The sequence below is a fragment of the uncultured Sphingomonas sp. genome (assembly GCF_913778135.1).
Classification (GTDB): domain Bacteria; phylum Pseudomonadota; class Alphaproteobacteria; order Sphingomonadales; family Sphingomonadaceae; genus Sphingomonas.
Genome location: NZ_CAJYVU010000120.1, coordinates 14,089 through 32,653, shown reverse-complemented (window position 1 = coordinate 32,653; position 18,565 = coordinate 14,089). Strand labels below are relative to the sequence as shown.

Genomic DNA, 18,565 nt, shown 5'->3' with positions numbered 1-18,565 from the left:
CAGACCCGCTTCGCCAAATACGCGCAGCGCACCCGCAGCATCGACGGCCTGCCCGTGCGCAACCCAACGGTGCCCGCGTAATGGCGCTGGTCGAACTTGGTCGCTTCGATCGCAACCTTGCCAACATCATCGTCGGTCGGCTCGAGTCCGAGGGGATCGACGCGGTCGCGTTCGACACCGGCGCGTCGATTGCGGATGGCAGCTGGCTGCTGATCCCGGCGCGCGTGATGGTCGATGAGGACGATCTTTCACGGGCAAGACGACTGATCGATCCTGCCTGATTATTAGGCAGCGCGGGTAGTTCGCTGCCTGTTTATTGCTGCAACAGCGTAGTTTTTGACAGCAATTCGGTGCCGCGACCCTCTTGCGGCGGTTTGGCACGGCACCTGCAAAGCACCCTCCCGCTACAGGGAAGGGGGCGCGATGAAGCTGGTCATTGCCATCATCAAACCGTTCAAGCTCGACGAGGTGCGCGAGGCGCTGACCGCGATCGGCGTGGCGGGCATGACGGTGTCCGAGGTCAAGGGGTTCGGCCGGCAAAAGGGCCAGACCGAAATCTACCGCGGCGCCGAATACAGCACCAACATGGTGCCCAAGATCAAGATCGAGGTCGTGTGCGAGAGCGGCATGGCGGACCGCGTGGTCGAGGCGGTGCAGGCGTCCGCCAACACCGGCGCGATCGGCGACGGCAAGATCTTCGTGCTCGAGGTCGGCCAGGCGGTGCGCATCCGCACCGGCGAGACCGACGACACCGCACTCTGACGGGGGTTGGGGAATGAAGCGATCGATTGAACGACTGAGTGTCGCCGGCGCCGGAATGGCGTTGCTGGCGGCGCTGCCCGCCTGGGCGCAGGACGCCGCGTTGCAGGCGCCGGCCGCCGCGGCGAGCGCGACCGTCAACAAGGGCGATACCGCGTGGATGCTGACCAGCACGCTGCTGGTCATGATGATGATCCTGCCGGGCCTGGCGCTGTTCTACGGCGGGCTGACGCGCACCAAGAACATGCTGTCGACGATGACGCAGATCGGCGCGGTCGCGTGCCTCGCGATGCTGATCTGGGTCATGTGGGGCTACACGCTCGCGTTCGGTGACGGCGGCAACGATTTCGTGTCGGGACTGGGCAAGGCGTTCCTGAAGGGCGTCACGTCGGAGAGCACCGCCGCCACCTTCACAGCGGGCGTGGCGATCCCCGAATATGTCTTCGTCTGTTTCCAGATGACCTTTGCCGCGATCACCGTCGCGCTGGTGCTGGGATCGGTGGTCGAGCGGATCAAGTTCTCAGCGGTAATGGCGTTCGCCGCGATCTGGCTGACGATCGTCTATTTTCCAATCGCGCACATGGTGTGGGCATCGGGCGGGCTGTTCTTCAAGATGGGGGCGCTCGACTTCGCCGGTGGCACCGTGGTGCACATCAATGCGGGCGTCGCCTCGCTCGTCGCCGCGCTGATCCTGGGCAAGCGGATCGGCTATCCGACCGAGCGGATCGTGCCGCACTCGCTGACGATGACGGGCATCGGTACCGGGCTGCTGTGGGTCGGCTGGTTCGGGTTCAACGCAGGGTCCGCGCTTGAAGCGAACGGCTCGGCCGGCCTCGCGATGATCAACACCTTCGTCGCGACCGCGTCGGGTGCGCTGTTCTGGATGCTCGCCGAGCGGATCAACGGTCACAAGGGATCGGCGCTGGGCTTCTGCTCGGGTGTGGTCGCCGGCCTCGTCGCGGTGACGCCGGCCGCGGGCAACTCGGGTCCGTTCGGCGCCATTGTCTTGGGCGCGGTCGCCTCGGTGATCTGCTTCTACGCGGTGTCGGTGGTGAAGCCCAAGCTCGGCTACGACGACGCGCTCGACGCATTCGGCGTGCACGGTGTCGGCGGTATCGTCGGCGCGATCGGCACCGCAATCGTCTACGCGCCGTCGCTCGGCGGGCCGGGCAAGCCCGATTACGACATGGCGCACCAGCTGATCGTGCAGATCGAGGCGGTGTTGACCACGATCGTCTGGACCGGCGTCGGCACCGCGGTTGCGATGTTCGCCGCGCGTGCACTGACCGGCCTGCGCGTCGCAGCCGATGTCGAGCGCGAGGGTCTCGACCTCGGTGAGCATGGCGAGCGCGCCTACAATTACTGACGCTTTTCGGGTGCGGGCCGGTGGCTCGCTCCCATCACGATGTTCCTCCTGCGGACAAACACCTGTGGCCCGGTACGGAAACGTACCGGGCTCTTTTTTTGTAGGCCGCCAAGCCAAGTCGGCTCGACGGCGCGGTGCTCAATTCTTCGCCAGCGTGATCTCGAACATCGTCGGCCACAGCTTGCCGGTCACGAACAGGCGCCGCTTGCCCGCATCCCACGCAATGCCGTTGGCGACCGCTTCGGGATCGGTCGCGCCCACCTCGGCGACGATGGCACGCAGGTCGACGATCGCGTTGACGTGACCGTCCGCGGGATCGATCCGGACGAGGAAGGGTGCGTGCCAGACGTTGGCCAGGATTTGCCCGTCGACCCATTCGAGTTCGTTGAGCTGCGTGATCGCGCGGCCGTTCAGCGTGACGTCGAGGCGGCGCTGGACCGCGAGCGTGGCAGGATTGTGGAAGGTGAGCGTGGCCGATCCATCGGAACGGATCAGCGAGCGCCCGTCGCTGGTCAGCCCCCAGCCCTCGCCGCTGTAGCGCGCGGTGCCGAGCGGCTTCAACGTGCGCGCCGACCACAGATGCGCGACGCCGTCGTGCCAGGTCAGGCTGACCAGTCGGTCCTTGTACGCCGCCAGCCCCTCGCCGAACTGCGCAGGCGGGATGACGACGCGCTGCTGCACCTTGCCCGTCGCCAGATCGACGCGGCGCACGTCGGAACGCCCTTCGAGGCCGACGCTCTCGTACAAGGCGCCGTCGTGCCAGACGAGACCTTCGGTAAATGCCTTCGCATCGTGTGGCATGCGCGCGACGATGGTGGGGGCGAGCAGCGGCGGGCGCGCGTCAGGCTGTGCCGTGGGTGCTGCGCTCGCGGGTACTGCTTGCGGTGCCGCGGGCGCATCGGGTGTGCGCAACGTGATTGCGGCTGCCCCAGCGGCGGCAAGCGCGACCGTGGGTAAGATCATCCAACGCAGCGTCATGCGTGCCACCTACTCGATTGTGTCTGAACGAGAACGGCCCGCCCGGCATGGTGCCGAACGGGCCGTCCCTGTTTCACCTGATCGAACGATCAGCTGTTCGGGGCGAGGTTCACCGCTGCGTACTTGCCGCGACGATCGACCTCGATCTCGAAGCTGAGCCGGTCGCCTTCGTTGAGCGTCGGCATGCCGGCGCGCTCGACTGCCGAGATGTGCACGAACGCGTCGGGCTGGCCGTCGTCGCGCTGGATGAAGCCGAAGCCCTTCATTGCGTTGAAGAACTTGACGGTGCCGGTCGCCTTCTCGCCGGTCAGCGAGCGCTGCGGGCCACCCTGGCCGCCGCCGCGCGGGCCGCCCGGTGCGCCACCGAAGCCGCCGTCGCGCGGGGGCGCGCGATCGGTCACCGGCATCGGCTCGCCGTCAATCTTGAGATCGGTCGCCGAGATGCGGCCACCGCGGTCGACGAGCGTGAAGCCGAGCGGCTGACCCTCGGCCAGACCCGACAGGCCCGCCTGCTCGACCGCCGAGATGTGCACAAACACGTCCTCGCCGCCGTCATCGCGCACGACGAAGCCGAAGCCCTTCTGCGCGTTGAAGAACTTGACCACGCCGGTGCCCTCGCCGACGACCTGCGGGGGCATACCGCGGCCACCGCCGCCGCCACCACCGAAGCCGCCACCGCCGCCGCGGAAACCACCGCCGCCACCGCCGCCGAAGCCACCGCCGCCGAAGCCGCCGCGGTTGCCGCCGCCGAAGCCGCCGCCACCACCGCCAAAGCCGCCGCCGCCGAAGCCGCCACGATCACCGCCTTCGAAACCGCCGCCGCCGAAGCCGCCGCCGAAATCGTCACCGCCGAAACCGTCGCGCTTGTCGCGTCCACGCCCACCGCGTGCACCGCGGCCGCCCTTGTCGTAACCCATAAACCTGTTCAACTTCCCGGTCCGCCCGTCGCATCCATTGCGAAAACCACGCGCAGGACGGCGAACGCGGCTTTCGGGGCGCGATCGAATAGGCGCCTTGCCCATCGCATAACCTATCGCGAAAGGCGGTGCGAATCGTTTTGTGCGGTCTTCGCCACAAAAAAAGCACAATGTGCCAAATCTGCCGCAAGTGGCGCACGTCGTGGCGCTGGCGTCGCCATCACGCCCGCCCAGCGCCGCCGACGAGTCGCGGGCGCCGGCTCAGGACCCGAACGTGCCGGCGCGGTACAGCAGCGTGATCGCAACGCGTCGGTTGCGCGGATCGCCCGGATCCTTGGTGATCATCGGCTCGCGATCGGCGACGCCCTCGATCCGGTTGAAGCGCGCTTCCGGAATGCCGGCAAGCGCCAGACGGCGCCTGGTCGCCTCGGCACGGCCCGAGGAGAGCATCCAGTTGTTCATCGCGCGCGGATCGCCGTAGGGCAGGCTGTCGGTGTGGCCGCGGATCATGATCGGGTTGCCGGTCGCGGCAATGCCGGTCGCGACGGTGCCGATCAGTTCGGATGCGCGCGCGTCGAGCGCGGTCGTGCCGAGCGCGAACATCGAGTAATCGGCGTCGTCGATCAGGTCGATCCGCATGCCGTCGGGCGTCATGGTGAAACGTATGTGTTTGGCGAGCTTCGCGATGTCGGCCTTTTTCGCCATGCGCTGCATGACCTCGCGCTTCAGCTTGGCGAAGTTCTTCTGGTCCTCCAGCATCGCCTCGCGCGGGGCGCTGCGCAGCGATCCCTTGGGACCGTAGCCGCTCTGCACGCCGCCTTCCGAGCGGACGACCGTCGCGATCGCCTGCATGCTCGACTGGCCAGCCTGCGGCCCGAGCTTGTTCTGCGACATGATCGATTCGCCGCCGAACGGGCCGATGCCGCCGATGCCAAGTGACTTGTTGTCGATCAGCGTCGGCGCGAAATAGTCGGCGATACCCTTGCGCTGCTTCTCGGTCGTGGCGCCGAGCAGCCAGAGGAGCAGGAAGAACGCCATCATCGCGGTGACGAAATCGGCATAGGCGACCTTCCACGCGCCGCCGTGGTGACCGCCGTGGCCCTCGATGTAGATCTTCTTGACGATGATCTTGGGTGGCACGTTGGCGCCGTGGGGTGCGCGCGCCATCTTACTTGCCGCGCAGACCGTCGAACACTTCGGCGAAGCCGGGCTGGTTCTTGTGCTGGATGCCCGAGCGCGCCGCCTCGATCACCAGCGGCTGCGGGTGGCCGTGGAGCGAGGCGATGATGATCTGCTTGACCACGTGGTAGATCGCGGCGTCGGCGTCGATCACCTGCTTGAGGCGCCCTGCGAGCGGCGAGACGATGCCGTAGGCGAGCAGCACGCCCATGAAGGTGCCGACCAGTGCCGAGCCGATCATCGCGCCCAGGATCGAGGGCGGCTTGTCGATCGAGCCCATCGTCTTCACGATGCCAAGCACCGCGGCGACGATGCCGAGTGCCGGCAGCGCGTCGGCCAGGCTGGACAACGTCGTGTGCGGCCCCTCGACCTCGTGGTGGTGGGTCTTGATCGCGTTATCCATCACGTCCTCGACCGCGTGGACGTCGAGCGTGCCCGACGAGACGACGACGAGCCGGAGCGTGTCGGCGATCAGGTTGACGAGCGTGTGGTCCTTCAACAGCTTGGGATATTCGGCGAACACCGCCGACGAGCTCGGATCCTCGACGTGCGGCTCGAGCGCGATCGGGCCTTCCATCCGGAGCATCTTCATCAGTTTCGACACCAGGAAGATGACGTCGAGATAGTCCTGCTTCTTGTACTTCGGACCCTTGAACACCTTGGCGAGCCCGCCGCCCATCGCCTTCAGTTCCTTGCCGGAATTGCCGATGATGAGCGCGCCCGCCGCCGCGCCGCCGATGATGAGCATTTCGTGCGGGATCGCCTCGAACACGGGGCCGAGTGCGCCGCCGGTGATCGCGAAACCACCGAACACCATGACGAGGAGGACAACGAGGCCGATGCCGGCGAACATGCGCGATTCCCTGGGTTATTCGACCGCATGGTTAACCGGCAGGTGGTAGCGAAGTGGTTAAGCGCGGCCGCGTTTAATCGCGCGCGCGTTCGACCTTTAGCGGATGTAGTCGAACAGCGAGAGCTGCGACAGCTTGGAGAAGCTCGCCTGCGTCGCAGACAGGATCGTCATCGTCTTCTGCAACTCGGTGATCGCGGTGGTGACGTCGACGTCTTCCATGTCGGAGCGCGCGGCCTCGCGGTCGGTACCGACCTGCGTGAAATAGGCTGCCTGCAGGTCGACACGAACCGCACGCGCACCGACCGAGGCCTGCGCCTGCGTCGTCTGCGCCGAGATTGCCGACAGGTCGGCATTGTCGTCGTCGGAGAGCGTGCCGCCCGCCTCCAGCGTCGCGATCATCGAGGTGATGACCTCGCCGATGTCGCGCCCGGTGATGGTACCGTCGTCCTTGATCTTGAGCACGTCGCGCGCGGCGACGCTCGGCTGCACCGTCTGACCGTCGCCGATCGGGATTGCGGACGGCTGCCCGGCGGCAAAGGTGAGCGCGCCGGTAGCGGTCTGCGTGACCGCGGGCGTTTCCGCCTGGCCAGCGACCGCCGCCTCGGAGCCGCCGAACAGCGGCGCACCGCGCGCGTCCTTTGCATTGGCCAAGCCGACGATGCTGGCGAGCACATCCTTCAACTGCGTGGCGATCGCCTGTTTCGCGTCCTTCGACAACGTGCCGTTGCCCGCCTGTACCGCGAGCTCTGTCGCCTTTTGCAGCTGGTCGCCGACGCTGCCGAGCGTCGAGTCGGCGGAGGCGAGCACGCCCTGCGCGATCTTGACGTTCGCACCAAAGGCCGCGTCGTCCGCGCCCACGACCCGCATGCCCTGCAACCGCTGGTACGCGACCGCGTCGTCGGAGGGTGCCTGAAGCTTCTTGCCGGTCGACACCTGCGTCTGCAGCGCCTCGGCGCGCGCGGTGAGCGCGTTCATCGCGCTGGCGGAGCGACCGTAGAAGCCGCTGGTGGAAAAACTGACCGACATCAGCGGATCTCCATCAGCGACTGGAACACGTCCTTCGCGATCGAGATGACACGGCTGGACGCCTGATAAGCTTGCTGGAAGCGCAGCAGCTGCACCGCCTCGTCGTCGAGGTTGACTGCGCTGATCTGATCGCGCGCGGTCGTCGCGCCCGACAGGATCGCGTTCTGCGCGTCGCCGACGATGCGGCGGTTGGCGATCGCGGCGGCGTTGCCGGCGACGAGGCCGGTGATCCCGCCCTCGAAATTGCCGCTGGCGCGGGTTGCCTGCAATTTGGCGAGATTGCTGCCGTCGCGCATGCCGCCGCCGGTCGCGGCAGCAGCGATACCGGCGGGATCGGTCATCGCGACGGACATCCGCGTCGGATCGATCTTGTCATAGGCGAAGATCGGCTGACCGGGTGCGTTGTTGAGATCGACGCCCTCGGCCTGGACCGCGTTGACGCTGTCGGCGAAATCGCGCGCGGTGTCGGCGATCAGCCCGCGCGTGTCGACGATCCGCTGCGCCGCATCAGCGATGCCGGCGAGCGAGCCGCCGCTCGGCTGGAACATCTGCGCGTCCTTGCCGCGCGTGACCGTGAAGGTGACGTTGCCCTGCGCACTGCGCGCGTAGGAGACGACGCCCGCATCCCGGCCCGAGACGAGCGCCGGCCCGGCCTCTCCACCGACACGGACGGTAGCGCGACCGGCGGCGTCGAAGGTCGCCGACACGTCGGACAACGCGCTCATCTGCTCAAGCAACTGGTCGCGCTGATCGGCGAGGTTCGCCGCCGAAGCGGTGCCCGCCCCCGCCCGGCCAAGCCCGTCATTCACCTTGGCGAGCGCGCTCGCGAGATTGGAGAGCGTCGCAGCGTCGCCGTCGGCGGCCTGGTCGAGGTCGGTGACGACCTGACTGAGCGCGGCACCGGTCGCGGCGAAGCCCGAGGCGACGCTCTGCGCATTCTCGAGCATCACACTGCGCTGCGCACCCGAGGCCGGATCGGCGGCGAGCGCGGTGGCCGAGGTGTAGAAACTGGAAAGGCGACCCGACACGTCGGCGCCGGTCATCGCGGTCTGGATGCGGTCGAGCCAGGCCGAGCCCGCCTGCGTACGCGACAGGTCGGCGCCCGCGCTGCGGACCGCGGCCGAGCGAATCGAATCGGCCGCGCGCTGCGTGCCCGTGACGAGGACGCCGTAGCCGTTGACGCCCTTGATCCCCGCGGCCGAGACCTCGGCCATCTGCGCGGTGCGGCGCGCGTAGCCGACCGTACCCGAATTGGCGATATTCTCCGACGTGGTCGTCAGCGCGCCCTGAAACGCGCGAACGCCGCTGGCGCCGATGGAGAGGAGATCGCTCATTCGGCCGGTTTGCCACCGTCCTCGTTAAGATTCGGTTGCCCGCGCCCCAGGAATTCGGTCATCGCGCGGCCGATGCCGAGCGGCGTGTGCTCAGCCATCGATTGCACCGTCTTCTGATCCTGCATGTCGCGGAAGGTGTCGAGCGCCTTGCTGTCGAACAACGGGTCGGCGAGTTTCGCCTGCCGCATCGATTTCAGCATCATGCCTGTGAACACCGATTCGAACTGCTGCCCCGCCTTGGCGAGGTTCTCTTTCGTGTTCGCGCGCGCGAACGTGCCGGTGGCAGCAGCCGGGGTGAGCGACGCGCTCGCAGCCGCGATGTTGGGGGTGTCGGTCACAGGACGATCAACTCCGCTTTCAGGGCGCCGGCTTCTTTCAGCGCCTCCAGGATCGCGACGAGGTCCGCGGGACTGGCGCCGATCGCGTTCACCGCCTTCACCACGTCGGCGAGCTTGGGGCCGGGATTGATGAGGAACATCGGCTTGCGCTCCTCGTCGACCGAGACGCCCGACTTGCGCTCGAGCGCGGTCTGGCCCTGGCTGAAGGGAGCGGGCTGGCTGATGCGTTGATTCTCGTCGATGCGGACGGTCAGCTTGCCGTGCGTGACGGCAGCAGCGCCGACGCGCACCGCGGAGTTGATGACGACCGTGCCGGTGCGCGCGTTGACGATCACCTTGGCGGGTGGTTCGGCACTGGCAACGTCGAGGTTCTCGATCTGGCTCATCAGACCGGCGCGGATATCGGCGCCGACCGGAGCGCGCACCGCGACCGACACTGCGTCGACCGCCTGCGCGGTGCCGAAGCCCAGACGCTGGTTGATCGCGGCCGCCACGTTCTGCGCGGTGGTGAAATCGGCGCGCTGCAGATTGTAGGTCAGGAACGGCGTGTCGGCGAATCCGGTCGCGACCGCGCGCTCAACGGTCGCGCCCTCGGGGATGCGGCCGGTTGAGGGCACGTTGATGACGATCTTGGAGCCATCCGCGCCCTCTGCACCTAGGCCGCCGACCGCGAGATTGCCCTGCGCCATCGCGTAGATCTGCCCGTCGGCGCCCATGAGCGGCGCCAGCACCAGGCTGCCGCCGCGAAGCGACTTGGCCTTGCCCATCGAGGCGACCGTGATGTCGATCCGCTGCCCCGGTTTTGCGAACGGCGGCAGCTCGGCGGTGATCATCACCACCGCGGCGTTCTTCAACCCCGGATTGACGTTGGGTGGCAATTGCAGGCCGAAGCGCGACGCGACCGCCTTCACCGACTGAACGGTATATTCGAGGTTGTCGTCACCCGTGCCGGGCAGCCCGACGACGATGCCGTAGCCGGTCAGCTGGTTCGAGCGGATGCCCTGGAACCCGCCCAGATCCTTGATGCGGTCGGCGTGTGCCGGCGCGGCGAGCGCGACCAGCGCCAGCGTGGCCGCGAACAGGTGGCGGACGAGCAAACGAGCGGAGATGAATCCTGTCATGGTGGGTGAGCCTAGGCGGAGCATGGTTACCACGGCGCTAACGCTTGGTGTCAGAACGGCGAGATCACGCTGAAGAAACGCGACAGCCAGCCCTGGCGACTGGCGCGAGCGACATCGCCCTTGCCGGTATAGGCGATCTGCGCGTCGGCGACGCGGGTCGAGGGGACGCGATTGTTGATGTCGACATCCGCCATCCGCACCAATCCCTTGATCCGGACGTATTCGTCGCCGCGGTTGAGCGTCACACGCTTCTGCCCCTGCACCAGCATCGTGCCGTTGGGGTAAACCTGCGCCACCGTGACGGAGACCTCGCCCGAGAGCGAATTGGCCTGGTCGGCGCTGCCCGCACCGTTGAAGTTGCGGTTGCCGCTGGCGCGGATCGAACCCGGATCGATGAACGACAGCGGACCCGTAGCGGGCGGGGTCAGTCCGCCGCTGCCGGCCGAATCGAGCTTCGACGACGCAGTCTTCGACGCAGCGGTCCGTTCCACCAGCACGATCGTCAGCGGATCGCCGACGCGGCGGGCGCGCCAGCCCTCGGTCAAGGCGCCGTACCCATCCGCGACGTGGAAGATCGCGCCGTCGGCGGGCGGTGGCGCGGCGGGCACCATCGGCGCGCGCACCGCGGTGAAATCCTCCGCCGGCTTCTTCGAACCGAACAGCTTCGCATCGGCCGAGGACGGCACGACGGCGGCGGCGACGAGCGCTGCGGCGGTGACACCGAGCGCGAGCTCGATCCAGTGTGCGGAAATGGAATGGGGCATGCGGCTGGCCATCGTCTGTATTGCCGTCAGATGTTCTGGTTGACGTATTTGAGCATCTCGTCGGTGGCCGAGATCATCTTCGAATTGACCTCGTACGCGCGCTGCGTCTCGATCATGTCGACCAGTTCCTCGACCACGTTGACGTTGGAGGCCTCCAGCGCGCCCTGGCGCACCTTGCCGCGGCCGTCCTCGCCCGCGACGCCCAGGTTGGCGGCGCCCGACGATGCGGTCTCGCGCAGGTAATTGTCGCCGGTGCTCTGCAGACCCGCCGCGTTGGGGAAGCTTGCGACCTGGATCTGGCCGAGGTTCTGCGCATCGGTCTGCCCCGGCACCGTCGCCGATACAGTGCCGTCCAGGCCGATCGTCACCTGCGTCGCGTTGGGTGGAATGTTGATGCCGGGCATTACCTGATAGCCCTCGCTGGTGATCAGCTGCCCCTCGGGCGAGCGCGAGAAATTGCCCGCGCGCGTGTAGCCGAGCTCGCCGCCGGGCAGCTGGACCTGAAAATAGCCGTCGCCGTCGAGCATCATGTCGAGCGAGTTGCCGGTCTGCTGCGTCGCACCCTGCGTGTCCATCCGCGCGGTGCCCTGCACGCGCACGCCGGTGCCGAGGTTCAACCCCGTCGCGTACTTGCTCTCCGCACTCGACGCCGCGCCTGCGGCGGTCACGACCTGGTACGACAGCGTCTCGAACGCCGCGCGGTCGCGCTTGTAACCGGTCGTGTTCACGTTCGCGAGGTTGTTCGAGATGACGCGCATCCGCATGTCCTGGGCGTCGAGCCCGGTGCGCGCGATGTGCATGGCGGCGGTGGTCATGAGGCGGTTCCTGTTCGGTTATCTGGTCGGTTCGGGCGGGTCAGCGGTGGAAGCGTCGCGTCAGGTCGGCAGCCGCATCAGCGACGCGCTCGACTCGTCCATCGACTTGGCTTCCTTCAGCAGATTCGCCTGCACTTCGTAGCTGCGCTGGTTCTCGATCATGTCGACCAGCGCCTTGGTCATGTCGACGTTCGACCCCTCGAGCGCGCCCGAGGCGAGCTTCGCGTCGAGGTTCTCGGGCAGGTTGCCGCCGCCCTTGACGTGTAGGAGGTTGTCGAGCCCCTTGACCGTGGTTGAACCCTTGTCCGACACCAGCTTGATCTTGTCGATGACGGTGGTCTCGGTCGCTGCGGCGCCGAGCGGCACGATCGAGATCGAGCCGTCGCCCGCGATCGACAGGGATTGATATGGCGGGATCGTGATCGGACCTGACTGCCCCATCACCAGATAGCCGTCGCCGGTCTGGAGCGTGCCCGACTGCGTCACCGACAGGTCGCCGCGGCGCGTGTACGCCTCGCTGCCGTCCGCCGCCTGAACGCTCATCCAGGTGTCGTTGCCCGTCATCGCGACGTCGAGGTTGCGCCCGGTCTGCTGGAGTGCGCCGGGCGTACGGTCGGCGTCGGTCACTTCCTCCGCGGTCGGCTGGCGTGCCGACAGCGTTTGCGTGCCGTCCGACAGCGTGATGCGGTCGAACACGACGCGGTCGGCGCGAAAGCCGGTGGTGGACGCGTTCGCCATGTTGTTGGCGATCGCCGCCTGCGCCGCCATCTGCGCGCGCAGGCCCGTCGCCGCGGTATAGACGAGCTTGTCCACCTATCCTGCTCCCGACCGATCGCTTAGGCGCGGATGTTGAAGATGGTCTGCGAGATCTGGCTCGCGGTATCGAGCGCCTTCGAGTTCGCCTGGAAGTTGCGCTGCGCCGCGATCAGGTTGACCAGCTCTTCGGTGATATCGACGTTCGATCCCTCGATCGTGCCCGACATCAGCTTGCCGTAGCCGTTCTCGTTCGAGCTTCCCATCGTGGCCGAGCCCGACAGGCCGGTCGCGGTCCAGTAATTGCCGCCGTTCTGCTTCAGTCCTGTCGGGTTGACGAAATTGGCGAGCGCGACCTTGCCCAGCTTGATGCTGTCGCCGTTCGAGTAGCTGGCGGTGATGATGCCGGTTTCGTCGACCGCGACGCCCGAGAACTCGCCCTTCGCCTTGCCGTCCTGCGTGCGCGACACGACCGAGAAGGGCTGCTTGGCCGCGGTGCTGCCGGCGAGGTCGAGCGCGATGGTGCGCGTGGTGCCGTCTGCCGCGGGAGCGAATGCGAGCGCGGTCGTGCCGCCAGTCGTCATGTTGCCGTCGCCGTCGAACGTGACCGGCGTGCCGTTGCCGTTGTTGAGCGGGGCGCCCGCGGCGTAGCTGTACATCGTCCACGTGGTCGCACCCGACGCGTCCGCGGCGGCACCCTTGACGAAGTAATTCGTCAGCGTGGTGGTGTTGCCGGCCTTGTCGACGATCGAGGTGCTGGTGGAGGTGTTGTAGCTCGACGCATCGCCTGCGTTGAACGTGGCCGTCGCAGGCGCCGCCGCCGCCGCGTTCAGCTTCATCTTCAGCGTCACTGCGGTGGTCGCGGTCGCATCACCGCTGCTCAGCGGGATCTTCACGTCGCCCAATTGGCTGTTCGCGGGCACGGTGCCGTCGGTTTCGACCGCATAGGCCTGCAAGCGGCCGCCCTGCGAGTCGGTGATGAAGCGGTTGGTGTCGAGCGAGAAGGCGCCGTTGCGCGTATACGCCTGCGTGCCGACTGCGTTCGGCATCTTCACTGCGAAGAAGCCGTCGCCCGAGATCGTCAGGTCGAGCGAATTGCCCGTCGTCTGCAGGCTCCCCTCGCTGAACTGCTGGCGGTTCTGTTGCAGCACCGCGCCCGAGCCGATCATGCGGCGCGGGTCGGAGGTGAAGTTCGACGCCATCACGTCGGCGAACTCGCTGCGCGACTTCTTGAACCCGTTGGTCGACACGTTGGCGAGGTTGTGGCTGATCGTCGAGAGATCGGTCTGAGCGGCCTGCAGGCCCGAGAGCGAGGTGTAAAAGGACATGAGGGTTACTCCGAGAAAGAGGGAAAGGTGATCAGCCGATCTGGCGAACGGCGCTGGCAGGAATTTCGCCCAGACCCGGTGCGGTCAGCACGGTCTGGCCGGTGGCGGTGGAGACGGACTGAACCGGCGCCCAGACCAGGTTGGTCGCGGACACGAATTGCCCGCCGTTCGACGCCGCGACGCTGACGGTGAACGGACCTGAGCCCGCATCCTCGCCGGCGTCGGTCTTGCCGTTCCAGTCATAGCTGACCGTTCCGCCCGATTTCGCGCCGAGCGACAGGTTCTTCAGCACCATGCCGTTCGCATCGGTAATGGTGACGCCGACGTCGCTTGCCGCGCCGCCCAGCTCGATCGCGCCCGCGATCCCGCCCGACGTGCGCGCATAGGCGGTCGAGCCCGGCGTCAGCACGGTCTTGCCGATATAGCTGACCGCGTCGGCGGTCGTCGTCGCCCCCAGCTTGTCCGAAATCGCCTGCAGCGTCGTCGACATCTGCGTGATGCCGGCGAGCGAGGAGAATTGCGCCATCTGCGCGACCATCTGCGTGTTGTCGACCGGGTTGAACGGGTCCTGGTTCTTCATCTGTGCGGTCATCAGCTTCAGGAAGTCGCCCTGGTCGAGCGTCGTCTTGGCACCCGTCAGCGCCTTGTTGGCGTTGGTCGCCGCACTGGTGCCGGTTGTATTGGTGATCGTCGTCATCGTCAGCGGCCCAGCTTGAGGGTGTCGATGATGAGCGACTTGGCGGTCTGCATCACCTCGACGTTGTTCTGATAGGTGCGCGCCGATTCCATCATGTCGACCAGCTCGCGCGATTCATCGACCGCGGCCTCGAACACGTTGCCGTCCTTGTCCGCCATCGGATTGGCGGGGTCGTAGCGCTTGGTCGGCGTCTCGCCCGCGGTGACGATGCGCTCGACATCGACCGTCGACAGCCCCGATGCGGCATCGAAGCTGGTGCGGAACACGGGCTTGATCGTCTTGTAGGCGGCGTCGGCCGAGCCGGCGACGTTGCCGGCGTTCGCCAGGTTCGACGCACTCGTGTTCATCCGCGTCAGCTGCGCGGACATCGCGCGCCCCGCGGTCTGGAAGATGGTGACGGGTGTGCTCACGTGCTTACTCCCCCTTCAGCGCGCGGGTGATCTGGCCGATGCGCCCGTTCAGGAACGAGAGCGTCGTCTGATACTGGACAGCGTTTTCGGCAAAGGCGGTCTGTTCCGAGGCGAGCTCGACCGTGTTGCCATCCATGCTCGGCTGGCTCGGCACGCGGTACTTCGTCTGCGCGGTGATGCCGGCGTCGACGTTGCCGGTCGCGGTCGCGCTCGCCAGCGCCGACTTCCAGTCGACGTCGCGCGCCTTGAAGCCCGGCGTCGACGCATTGGCGATGTTGGACGCGAGCACGCCCATGCGCTGCGCCCGCACCTCCAACGCCGATCCATGTACCCCGAACAGACTGTCGCCAGCCATGTTTACTGCCTCCTGCGATGCGCCGGACGAGGCGCTCGCGGGAACATCAGCAAAGCGCGTGCCAGTTTTTCCGTCTACAGCGGGTGAACTGCGATGCCCGATCTTCGCCGGGCGTAAGCGGCAAAGCCTTGCCGGTTGCCGGCAATCGCGCTTGCCGCCGGCGGCAGTGCTGATGGTCCGGCTCGTGGTTACCGAGCACGTCGTGCTGCCGGATGCACTTGGCCCGCGCCTTGCACAGGCGAGCGCGATGACACCCGGCACCTTTCTCGACCCGCTAGCACTTGCCATCGTGATCGGCGGCACCGCGCTCGCCACTGCGCTGCGCACGCCGTTCGCCGACCTTCGGCGCGCAGTCGCGGCGCTCGGCGTGCTGGCGCGGCGAAGCTTTTCCGCCACCTCCTTGCTCGAACAGATCACCGCGCAGGACCGCATTGCCCGGCGTCACGGCGCGATGGCGCTCGACCGCAGCGTGATCGCCGATGCCGATGTCGCGAGTGGTATCGCGGGCGTGGTCGACGGCCTCGCACCCGAGGTGATCGCCGCCGAGCTCGACGCGCGCCGCCGCGCGCGGATCGAGCGCCACCTCGCCGCCGCCGATTGCTGGGCAGGCGCGGCGGAGGCTGCACCGGCGATGGGTATGGTCGGTACGATCGTGGGACTGGTCGTGATGTTCACGCGGATGAGCGATCCCGCCGCGATCGGCGGGGCGATGGCGGTCGCGCTGCTCGCCACGCTCTACGGCGCGCTGGTCGCCAACCTGATTGCGCTACCGATCGCCGCGCGGCTGCGCGCCGCAGCGCGGGTCGAGGCGGCCGAGCGGCAACGGCTGGTCGCGCCACTGGTCGCATTGGCAGTGCGCGAGGCACCGCGTGCGAGCGGTGTCACCGCGATCCGGGCGAACGCGGCGTGAGCGCGCTCGTGCGGCACTCGCTCGATGACGAGTTTCCGGCCTCCGCGCCGTCGCGCCCGTTGTGGCTGATGACACTCGCCGATCTGGCGCTGCTGCTCGTCGGCTTCTTCGTGCTGCTCGAGGCCAATCGGCAACTCGACCCGCGCGTGATCGCGCGCGCGGTGTCGGCGGGGTTGGGCGTCGAGCCGCCGCCGCTTGCGGTCGCGGCGCAGATCGTCTCCGGGTTCGAGCGCGGTTCGGCGCGCGTGCCGACCGACACAAACGCGCTCGCTGCCTGGGCGCGGACCGAACTTCGCGATCCGCGTGTCGCCTTGCGCGTGAGCGGCGCGACCGACGGCAGCGCTGGCGACGTCGACCCCGCCAGCGGCAGCGCCGCGCTGCTCGCCACCGATCGCGCGCGCGCGGTCGCGGCCGCGCTGGCCGAGGCCGGCGTGCCGATCGAGCGCACGCAGATATCCAATGCCGACCCAGGGACCCGCCCCGCGCGCCAGGTTCTCATCACGCTCGCCTTCGTCGGCGAGGAAGGAACACGATGATCATTCTATCGCTACTCGCCGCCGCGTCGTTCCAAGACACCGGCTCGCTCGACCGCGCGGTGGCCGCGTTCACCGCGCGGCCGGTCGGCAGCGAAGGCGGCGCGCGCGCGCCGGTCGACCCAAGGCTGCGGCTGGCGCAATGCCCGACCGTCGCGCTTTCGTGGCGCAGCGAGGCGCATGACGCGGTAGTGGTGTCTTGCGCCGGTCCCGATTGGCGCATCTTCGTTCCCGTGCTGGCGCCGCCGCGCGCCGCGCCGGCAACACCGGCCGTGATGAATGCGGGCGCGGCGATGACGCCCAAGGCCGCGCCGCCCGTCATCCGCCGCGGTGATCCCGTTACAATCGAGGCGGGGTCCGAAGGCTTCTCGATCACCCGCGAGGGCGTCGCGATCGCCGATGCCGCGCCCGGAGCGCGCTTCATGGTGCGCGTCGACGGCACCCCGCGTCCGGTACAGGCGGTGGCGGTCGACGCGGGCCGCGCGACGCTGCCCGGCTGGAGCGAGTGAAAAAACTACTAAAGTCCGCCACGCAACGGCCGTTTCTCTGCATGTCAGCGACAACCAACAGGTGCGGACATGGTGGAATCGGTCAAACCGACGACGATCAAGGCAAACGATCTGCGCATCGGCGCAGTCACGCGGGTGGCAAATGCCGCGCCCGCGGTGACGACCGCGCCTGCACAGACTCCCGCCGCCGCCGCACCCACGCTGGCGCGTGTCATGGCCGCGTCCGCGCCGATGGACGTGACGCGGATCGCGCTGATCAAGGAAGCGGTCGAGAACGGTCGCTTTCCCTTGTCGCCCGCCAGCGTCGCCGACGCGCTGATCGCCGCCAAATACGAGTGGATGTCGCATGACGCGTCGTGATGCCCTGGTCCGCGTGATCGACGCGCTTCACGCCGAGATCGCCGCGCTCAAGACCAACGATGTCGCGGGCCTAGAACGCGCGACCAGCGGCAAGCTGCGCGCGATCGAAACCTTGCAGACACTTGGCGACGGCCCTGCCACCCCCGAACTTCGCGGGCTGGCGGAAGAAGCCGACCGGCTGAACGACACCTGCCGCATCTACGTGAACCTGATGGCGGCAAATGTTCGCCGCCGCCTGCAAGTCTTGTCCGGTGACAATGCCGGCGCCTACGGCCGCGGCAAGCTCGCCTACGCCTGAGGCGCGCTGCCAAGGCGCGTGAACGCGCTTGGCACGACCCTTGCTGATCGTCCGGCTCGTAACAGGGCCTTTTCAGATCAGCATGAGCGTTTCCGCGATCACCAGTGCGAGCCAGCGCGTCACCTCCGCGATCCAGCGGGCGGCGGCGCGTACCGGCATCGACTTCGATTACCTGATGGGTCAGGCGAAGCTGGAAAGCGGCTTCAATGCCAACGCACGCGCGGGCACCTCATCAGCGAGCGGGCTGTACCAATTCATCGAGCAGAGCTGGCTCGCGGTGATGAAGCAGCACGGCGGCGAGCATGGGCTCAGCTGGGCGGCCGACAGCATCCAGAAGGTCGGCGGGCGCTACGTCGTCGCCGGCGGCAATCGCCAGGCGGTGCTAGGGCTTCGCAACGATCCCGAGGTCGCCAGCCTGATGGCGGCAGAGCACGCCAGCGACAACAAGGCCGCGATTGAGGGCGCGACCGGGCGCACCGCGACCGGCACCGACCTCTACATGGCGCATTTCCTGGGATTGGGCGGCGCCAAGCAGTTCCTGTCGGCGATGGCGAACAATCCGGGGCGCGATGCCGCGAGCCTGTTCCCCGCCGCCGCGCACGCCAACCGCAGCGTCTTCTATTCGAGCGACGGCAGCGCACGCTCGTTGTCCGAGGTCTATCAACGCTTCGCCAGCAAGCTGGGTGACGGCGCGGACGCGTCGGGCAGCGGCGTCGCTTCAACCGGCGGCCTGTCGACGATGCAATTCGCCGCGCAGGCGCTGGGAATGGGTGGCGATGCCACGGTCGTGACCGGCGCGGGCGAGAGCGCGAGCGATGCGCTGTCATGGGCGCGCTCCACGCTCGGGCAATTGGGGGGCCAGATCAAGGGTCAGGCGTCAAGCCAGGCGTCGCTGCTGCGCCCCAGCCCCGACAATGCGCGGCTCGCCTATCTGATGCTCGCGTCGATGGGGGGCCGCTGAC

Annotated in this window: 24 protein-coding genes; 9 read left to right on the top strand and 15 right to left on the bottom strand. The window is 67.7% G+C overall.

Annotated elements, in window-relative coordinates:
- The first annotated feature begins 80 nt into the window (after positions 1-80).
- From QZ847_RS11220 to QZ847_RS11210, 3 genes are all read left to right on the top strand, one after another.
- Positions 81-281: a DUF2007 domain-containing protein gene (locus tag QZ847_RS11220; RefSeq protein WP_294189932.1), complete on the top strand. Its 201-nt coding sequence runs from the start codon at positions 81-83 to the stop codon at positions 279-281.
- Between the two features lie 142 nt (positions 282-423).
- On the top strand, positions 424-762 hold the full coding sequence (locus tag QZ847_RS11215) for a P-II family nitrogen regulator (RefSeq protein ID WP_093006298.1): 339 nt from the start codon (positions 424-426) through the stop codon (positions 760-762).
- A 13-nt stretch (positions 763-775) separates the two neighbouring features.
- Positions 776-2,125, top strand: a complete 1,350-nt coding sequence (locus QZ847_RS11210; RefSeq protein ID WP_294356540.1) for an ammonium transporter — start codon at positions 776-778, stop codon at positions 2,123-2,125.
- A gap of 138 nt (positions 2,126-2,263) precedes the next feature.
- Here the strand turns inward: QZ847_RS11210 and QZ847_RS11205 are convergent, their stop codons facing one another.
- From QZ847_RS11205 to flgB, 15 genes are all read right to left on the bottom strand, one after another.
- Entirely contained in the window at positions 2,264-3,103 is an 840-nt protein-coding gene (locus QZ847_RS11205; protein WP_294356539.1) for a glutaminyl-peptide cyclotransferase, read from the bottom strand.
- 89 nt (positions 3,104-3,192) lie between these two features.
- Entirely contained in the window at positions 3,193-4,020 is an 828-nt protein-coding gene (locus tag QZ847_RS11200; protein ID WP_294356537.1) for a cold-shock protein, read from the bottom strand.
- 261 nt (positions 4,021-4,281) lie between these two features.
- The gene (locus QZ847_RS11195) at positions 4,282-5,187 is read right to left on the bottom strand and encodes a flagellar motor protein MotB (protein ID WP_294356534.1); all 906 of its coding nucleotides are present in this window, start codon (positions 5,185-5,187) and stop codon (positions 4,282-4,284) included.
- Position 5,188: 1 nt separating this feature from the next.
- Positions 5,189-6,052 carry a flagellar motor stator protein MotA gene (gene motA / locus QZ847_RS11190; RefSeq protein WP_294191005.1) on the bottom strand — a complete coding sequence of 288 codons (864 nt, stop codon included), beginning with the start codon at positions 6,050-6,052 and terminating at the stop codon, positions 5,189-5,191.
- A 96-nt stretch (positions 6,053-6,148) separates the two neighbouring features.
- Positions 6,149-7,078 carry a flagellin gene (locus tag QZ847_RS11185; RefSeq protein ID WP_294356532.1) on the bottom strand — a complete coding sequence of 310 codons (930 nt, stop codon included), beginning with the start codon at positions 7,076-7,078 and terminating at the stop codon, positions 6,149-6,151.
- Complete coding sequence (gene flgK, locus QZ847_RS11180; RefSeq protein WP_294356530.1) at positions 7,078-8,412, bottom strand: flagellar hook-associated protein FlgK; 1,335 nt, start codon at positions 8,410-8,412, stop codon at positions 7,078-7,080. Before flgK ends, QZ847_RS11185 begins: the two co-directional genes overlap by 1 nt.
- Positions 8,409-8,750: a rod-binding protein gene (locus tag QZ847_RS11175; RefSeq protein ID WP_294356528.1), complete on the bottom strand. Its 342-nt coding sequence runs from the start codon at positions 8,748-8,750 to the stop codon at positions 8,409-8,411. The genes flgK and QZ847_RS11175 overlap by 4 nt, the downstream gene beginning before the upstream one ends.
- Positions 8,747-9,871, bottom strand: coding sequence for a flagellar basal body P-ring protein FlgI (locus tag QZ847_RS11170; RefSeq protein WP_294356526.1), 1,125 nt, complete (start codon positions 9,869-9,871; stop codon positions 8,747-8,749). Before QZ847_RS11170 ends, QZ847_RS11175 begins: the two co-directional genes overlap by 4 nt.
- Before the next feature lie 50 nt (positions 9,872-9,921).
- Positions 9,922-10,635 carry a flagellar basal body L-ring protein FlgH gene (locus QZ847_RS11165; RefSeq protein WP_294356524.1) on the bottom strand — a complete coding sequence of 238 codons (714 nt, stop codon included), beginning with the start codon at positions 10,633-10,635 and terminating at the stop codon, positions 9,922-9,924.
- A gap of 26 nt (positions 10,636-10,661) precedes the next feature.
- On the bottom strand, positions 10,662-11,450 hold the full coding sequence (gene flgG / locus QZ847_RS11160; protein WP_093006316.1) for a flagellar basal-body rod protein FlgG: 789 nt from the start codon (positions 11,448-11,450) through the stop codon (positions 10,662-10,664).
- A gap of 60 nt (positions 11,451-11,510) precedes the next feature.
- Positions 11,511-12,263 (bottom strand): flagellar basal body rod protein FlgF, encoded by a 753-nt coding sequence (gene flgF, locus QZ847_RS11155; RefSeq protein WP_294191011.1) that lies wholly within the window; start codon positions 12,261-12,263, stop codon positions 11,511-11,513.
- A 23-nt stretch (positions 12,264-12,286) separates the two neighbouring features.
- Positions 12,287-13,531 (bottom strand): flagellar hook protein FlgE, encoded by a 1,245-nt coding sequence (locus QZ847_RS11150; RefSeq protein WP_294356522.1) that lies wholly within the window; start codon positions 13,529-13,531, stop codon positions 12,287-12,289.
- A 31-nt stretch (positions 13,532-13,562) separates the two neighbouring features.
- Positions 13,563-14,228, bottom strand: coding sequence for a flagellar hook capping FlgD N-terminal domain-containing protein (locus tag QZ847_RS11145; protein ID WP_294191013.1), 666 nt, complete (start codon positions 14,226-14,228; stop codon positions 13,563-13,565).
- Positions 14,229-14,230: 2 nt separating this feature from the next.
- On the bottom strand, positions 14,231-14,638 hold the full coding sequence (gene flgC / locus QZ847_RS11140) for a flagellar basal body rod protein FlgC (protein WP_019517543.1): 408 nt from the start codon (positions 14,636-14,638) through the stop codon (positions 14,231-14,233).
- Between the two features lie 4 nt (positions 14,639-14,642).
- Positions 14,643-14,993 carry a flagellar basal body rod protein FlgB gene (gene flgB / locus QZ847_RS11135; protein WP_093006324.1) on the bottom strand — a complete coding sequence of 117 codons (351 nt, stop codon included), beginning with the start codon at positions 14,991-14,993 and terminating at the stop codon, positions 14,643-14,645.
- 247 nt (positions 14,994-15,240) lie between these two features.
- Between flgB and QZ847_RS11130 the strand changes: the two genes are divergently transcribed.
- The 6 genes from QZ847_RS11130 (at position 15,241) to QZ847_RS11105 (ending at position 18,564) form a co-directional block, all read left to right on the top strand.
- Positions 15,241-15,903, top strand: coding sequence for a MotA/TolQ/ExbB proton channel family protein (locus QZ847_RS11130; protein ID WP_294356541.1), 663 nt, complete (start codon positions 15,241-15,243; stop codon positions 15,901-15,903).
- The gene (locus tag QZ847_RS11125) at positions 15,900-16,439 is read left to right on the top strand and encodes a flagellar motor protein MotB (protein WP_294356521.1); all 540 of its coding nucleotides are present in this window, start codon (positions 15,900-15,902) and stop codon (positions 16,437-16,439) included. The genes QZ847_RS11130 and QZ847_RS11125 overlap by 4 nt, the downstream gene beginning before the upstream one ends.
- Entirely contained in the window at positions 16,436-16,945 is a 510-nt protein-coding gene (locus QZ847_RS11120; RefSeq protein WP_294356519.1) for a flagella basal body P-ring formation protein FlgA, read from the top strand. The genes QZ847_RS11125 and QZ847_RS11120 overlap by 4 nt, the downstream gene beginning before the upstream one ends.
- A 69-nt stretch (positions 16,946-17,014) precedes the next feature.
- Positions 17,015-17,305 carry a flagellar biosynthesis anti-sigma factor FlgM gene (locus QZ847_RS11115; protein WP_294191016.1) on the top strand — a complete coding sequence of 97 codons (291 nt, stop codon included), beginning with the start codon at positions 17,015-17,017 and terminating at the stop codon, positions 17,303-17,305.
- A complete protein-coding gene (locus tag QZ847_RS11110) occupies positions 17,292-17,603 on the top strand; it encodes a flagellar protein FlgN (RefSeq protein WP_294356518.1) in 312 nt (103 codons plus the stop codon). Before QZ847_RS11115 ends, QZ847_RS11110 begins: the two co-directional genes overlap by 14 nt.
- 82 nt (positions 17,604-17,685) lie before the next feature.
- A complete protein-coding gene (locus tag QZ847_RS11105; protein WP_294356515.1) occupies positions 17,686-18,564 on the top strand; it encodes a lytic transglycosylase domain-containing protein in 879 nt (292 codons plus the stop codon).
- The last annotated feature ends 1 nt before the right edge of the window (position 18,565 follow it).

Coding starts and splice junctions, on each gene's coding strand:
- QZ847_RS11220 (WP_294189932.1), top strand. CDS start 81: ATGGCGCTGGTCGAACTTGGTCGCTTCGATCGCAACCTTGCCAACATC.
- QZ847_RS11215 (WP_093006298.1), top strand. CDS start 424: ATGAAGCTGGTCATTGCCATCATCAAACCGTTCAAGCTCGACGAGGTG.
- QZ847_RS11210 (WP_294356540.1), top strand. CDS start 776: ATGAAGCGATCGATTGAACGACTGAGTGTCGCCGGCGCCGGAATGGCG.
- QZ847_RS11205 (WP_294356539.1), bottom strand. CDS start 3,103: ATGACGCTGCGTTGGATGATCTTACCCACGGTCGCGCTTGCCGCCGCT.
- QZ847_RS11200 (WP_294356537.1), bottom strand. CDS start 4,020: ATGGGTTACGACAAGGGCGGCCGCGGTGCACGCGGTGGGCGTGGACGC.
- QZ847_RS11195 (WP_294356534.1), bottom strand. CDS start 5,187: ATGGCGCGCGCACCCCACGGCGCCAACGTGCCACCCAAGATCATCGTC.
- motA (WP_294191005.1), bottom strand. CDS start 6,052: ATGTTCGCCGGCATCGGCCTCGTTGTCCTCCTCGTCATGGTGTTCGGT.
- QZ847_RS11185 (WP_294356532.1), bottom strand. CDS start 7,078: ATGTCGGTCAGTTTTTCCACCAGCGGCTTCTACGGTCGCTCCGCCAGC.
- flgK (WP_294356530.1), bottom strand. CDS start 8,412: ATGAGCGATCTCCTCTCCATCGGCGCCAGCGGCGTTCGCGCGTTTCAG.
- QZ847_RS11170 (WP_294356526.1), bottom strand. CDS start 9,871: ATGACAGGATTCATCTCCGCTCGTTTGCTCGTCCGCCACCTGTTCGCG.
- QZ847_RS11165 (WP_294356524.1), bottom strand. CDS start 10,635: ATGCCCCATTCCATTTCCGCACACTGGATCGAGCTCGCGCTCGGTGTC.
- flgG (WP_093006316.1), bottom strand. CDS start 11,450: ATGACCACCGCCGCCATGCACATCGCGCGCACCGGGCTCGACGCCCAG.
- QZ847_RS11150 (WP_294356522.1), bottom strand. CDS start 13,531: ATGTCCTTTTACACCTCGCTCTCGGGCCTGCAGGCCGCTCAGACCGAT.
- QZ847_RS11145 (WP_294191013.1), bottom strand. CDS start 14,228: ATGACGACGATCACCAATACAACCGGCACCAGTGCGGCGACCAACGCC.
- flgB (WP_093006324.1), bottom strand. CDS start 14,993: ATGGCTGGCGACAGTCTGTTCGGGGTACATGGATCGGCGTTGGAGGTG.
- QZ847_RS11130 (WP_294356541.1), top strand. CDS start 15,241: ATGACACCCGGCACCTTTCTCGACCCGCTAGCACTTGCCATCGTGATC.
- QZ847_RS11120 (WP_294356519.1), top strand. CDS start 16,436: ATGATCATTCTATCGCTACTCGCCGCCGCGTCGTTCCAAGACACCGGC.
- QZ847_RS11115 (WP_294191016.1), top strand. CDS start 17,015: ATGGTGGAATCGGTCAAACCGACGACGATCAAGGCAAACGATCTGCGC.
- QZ847_RS11110 (WP_294356518.1), top strand. CDS start 17,292: ATGACGCGTCGTGATGCCCTGGTCCGCGTGATCGACGCGCTTCACGCC.
- QZ847_RS11105 (WP_294356515.1), top strand. CDS start 17,686: ATGAGCGTTTCCGCGATCACCAGTGCGAGCCAGCGCGTCACCTCCGCG.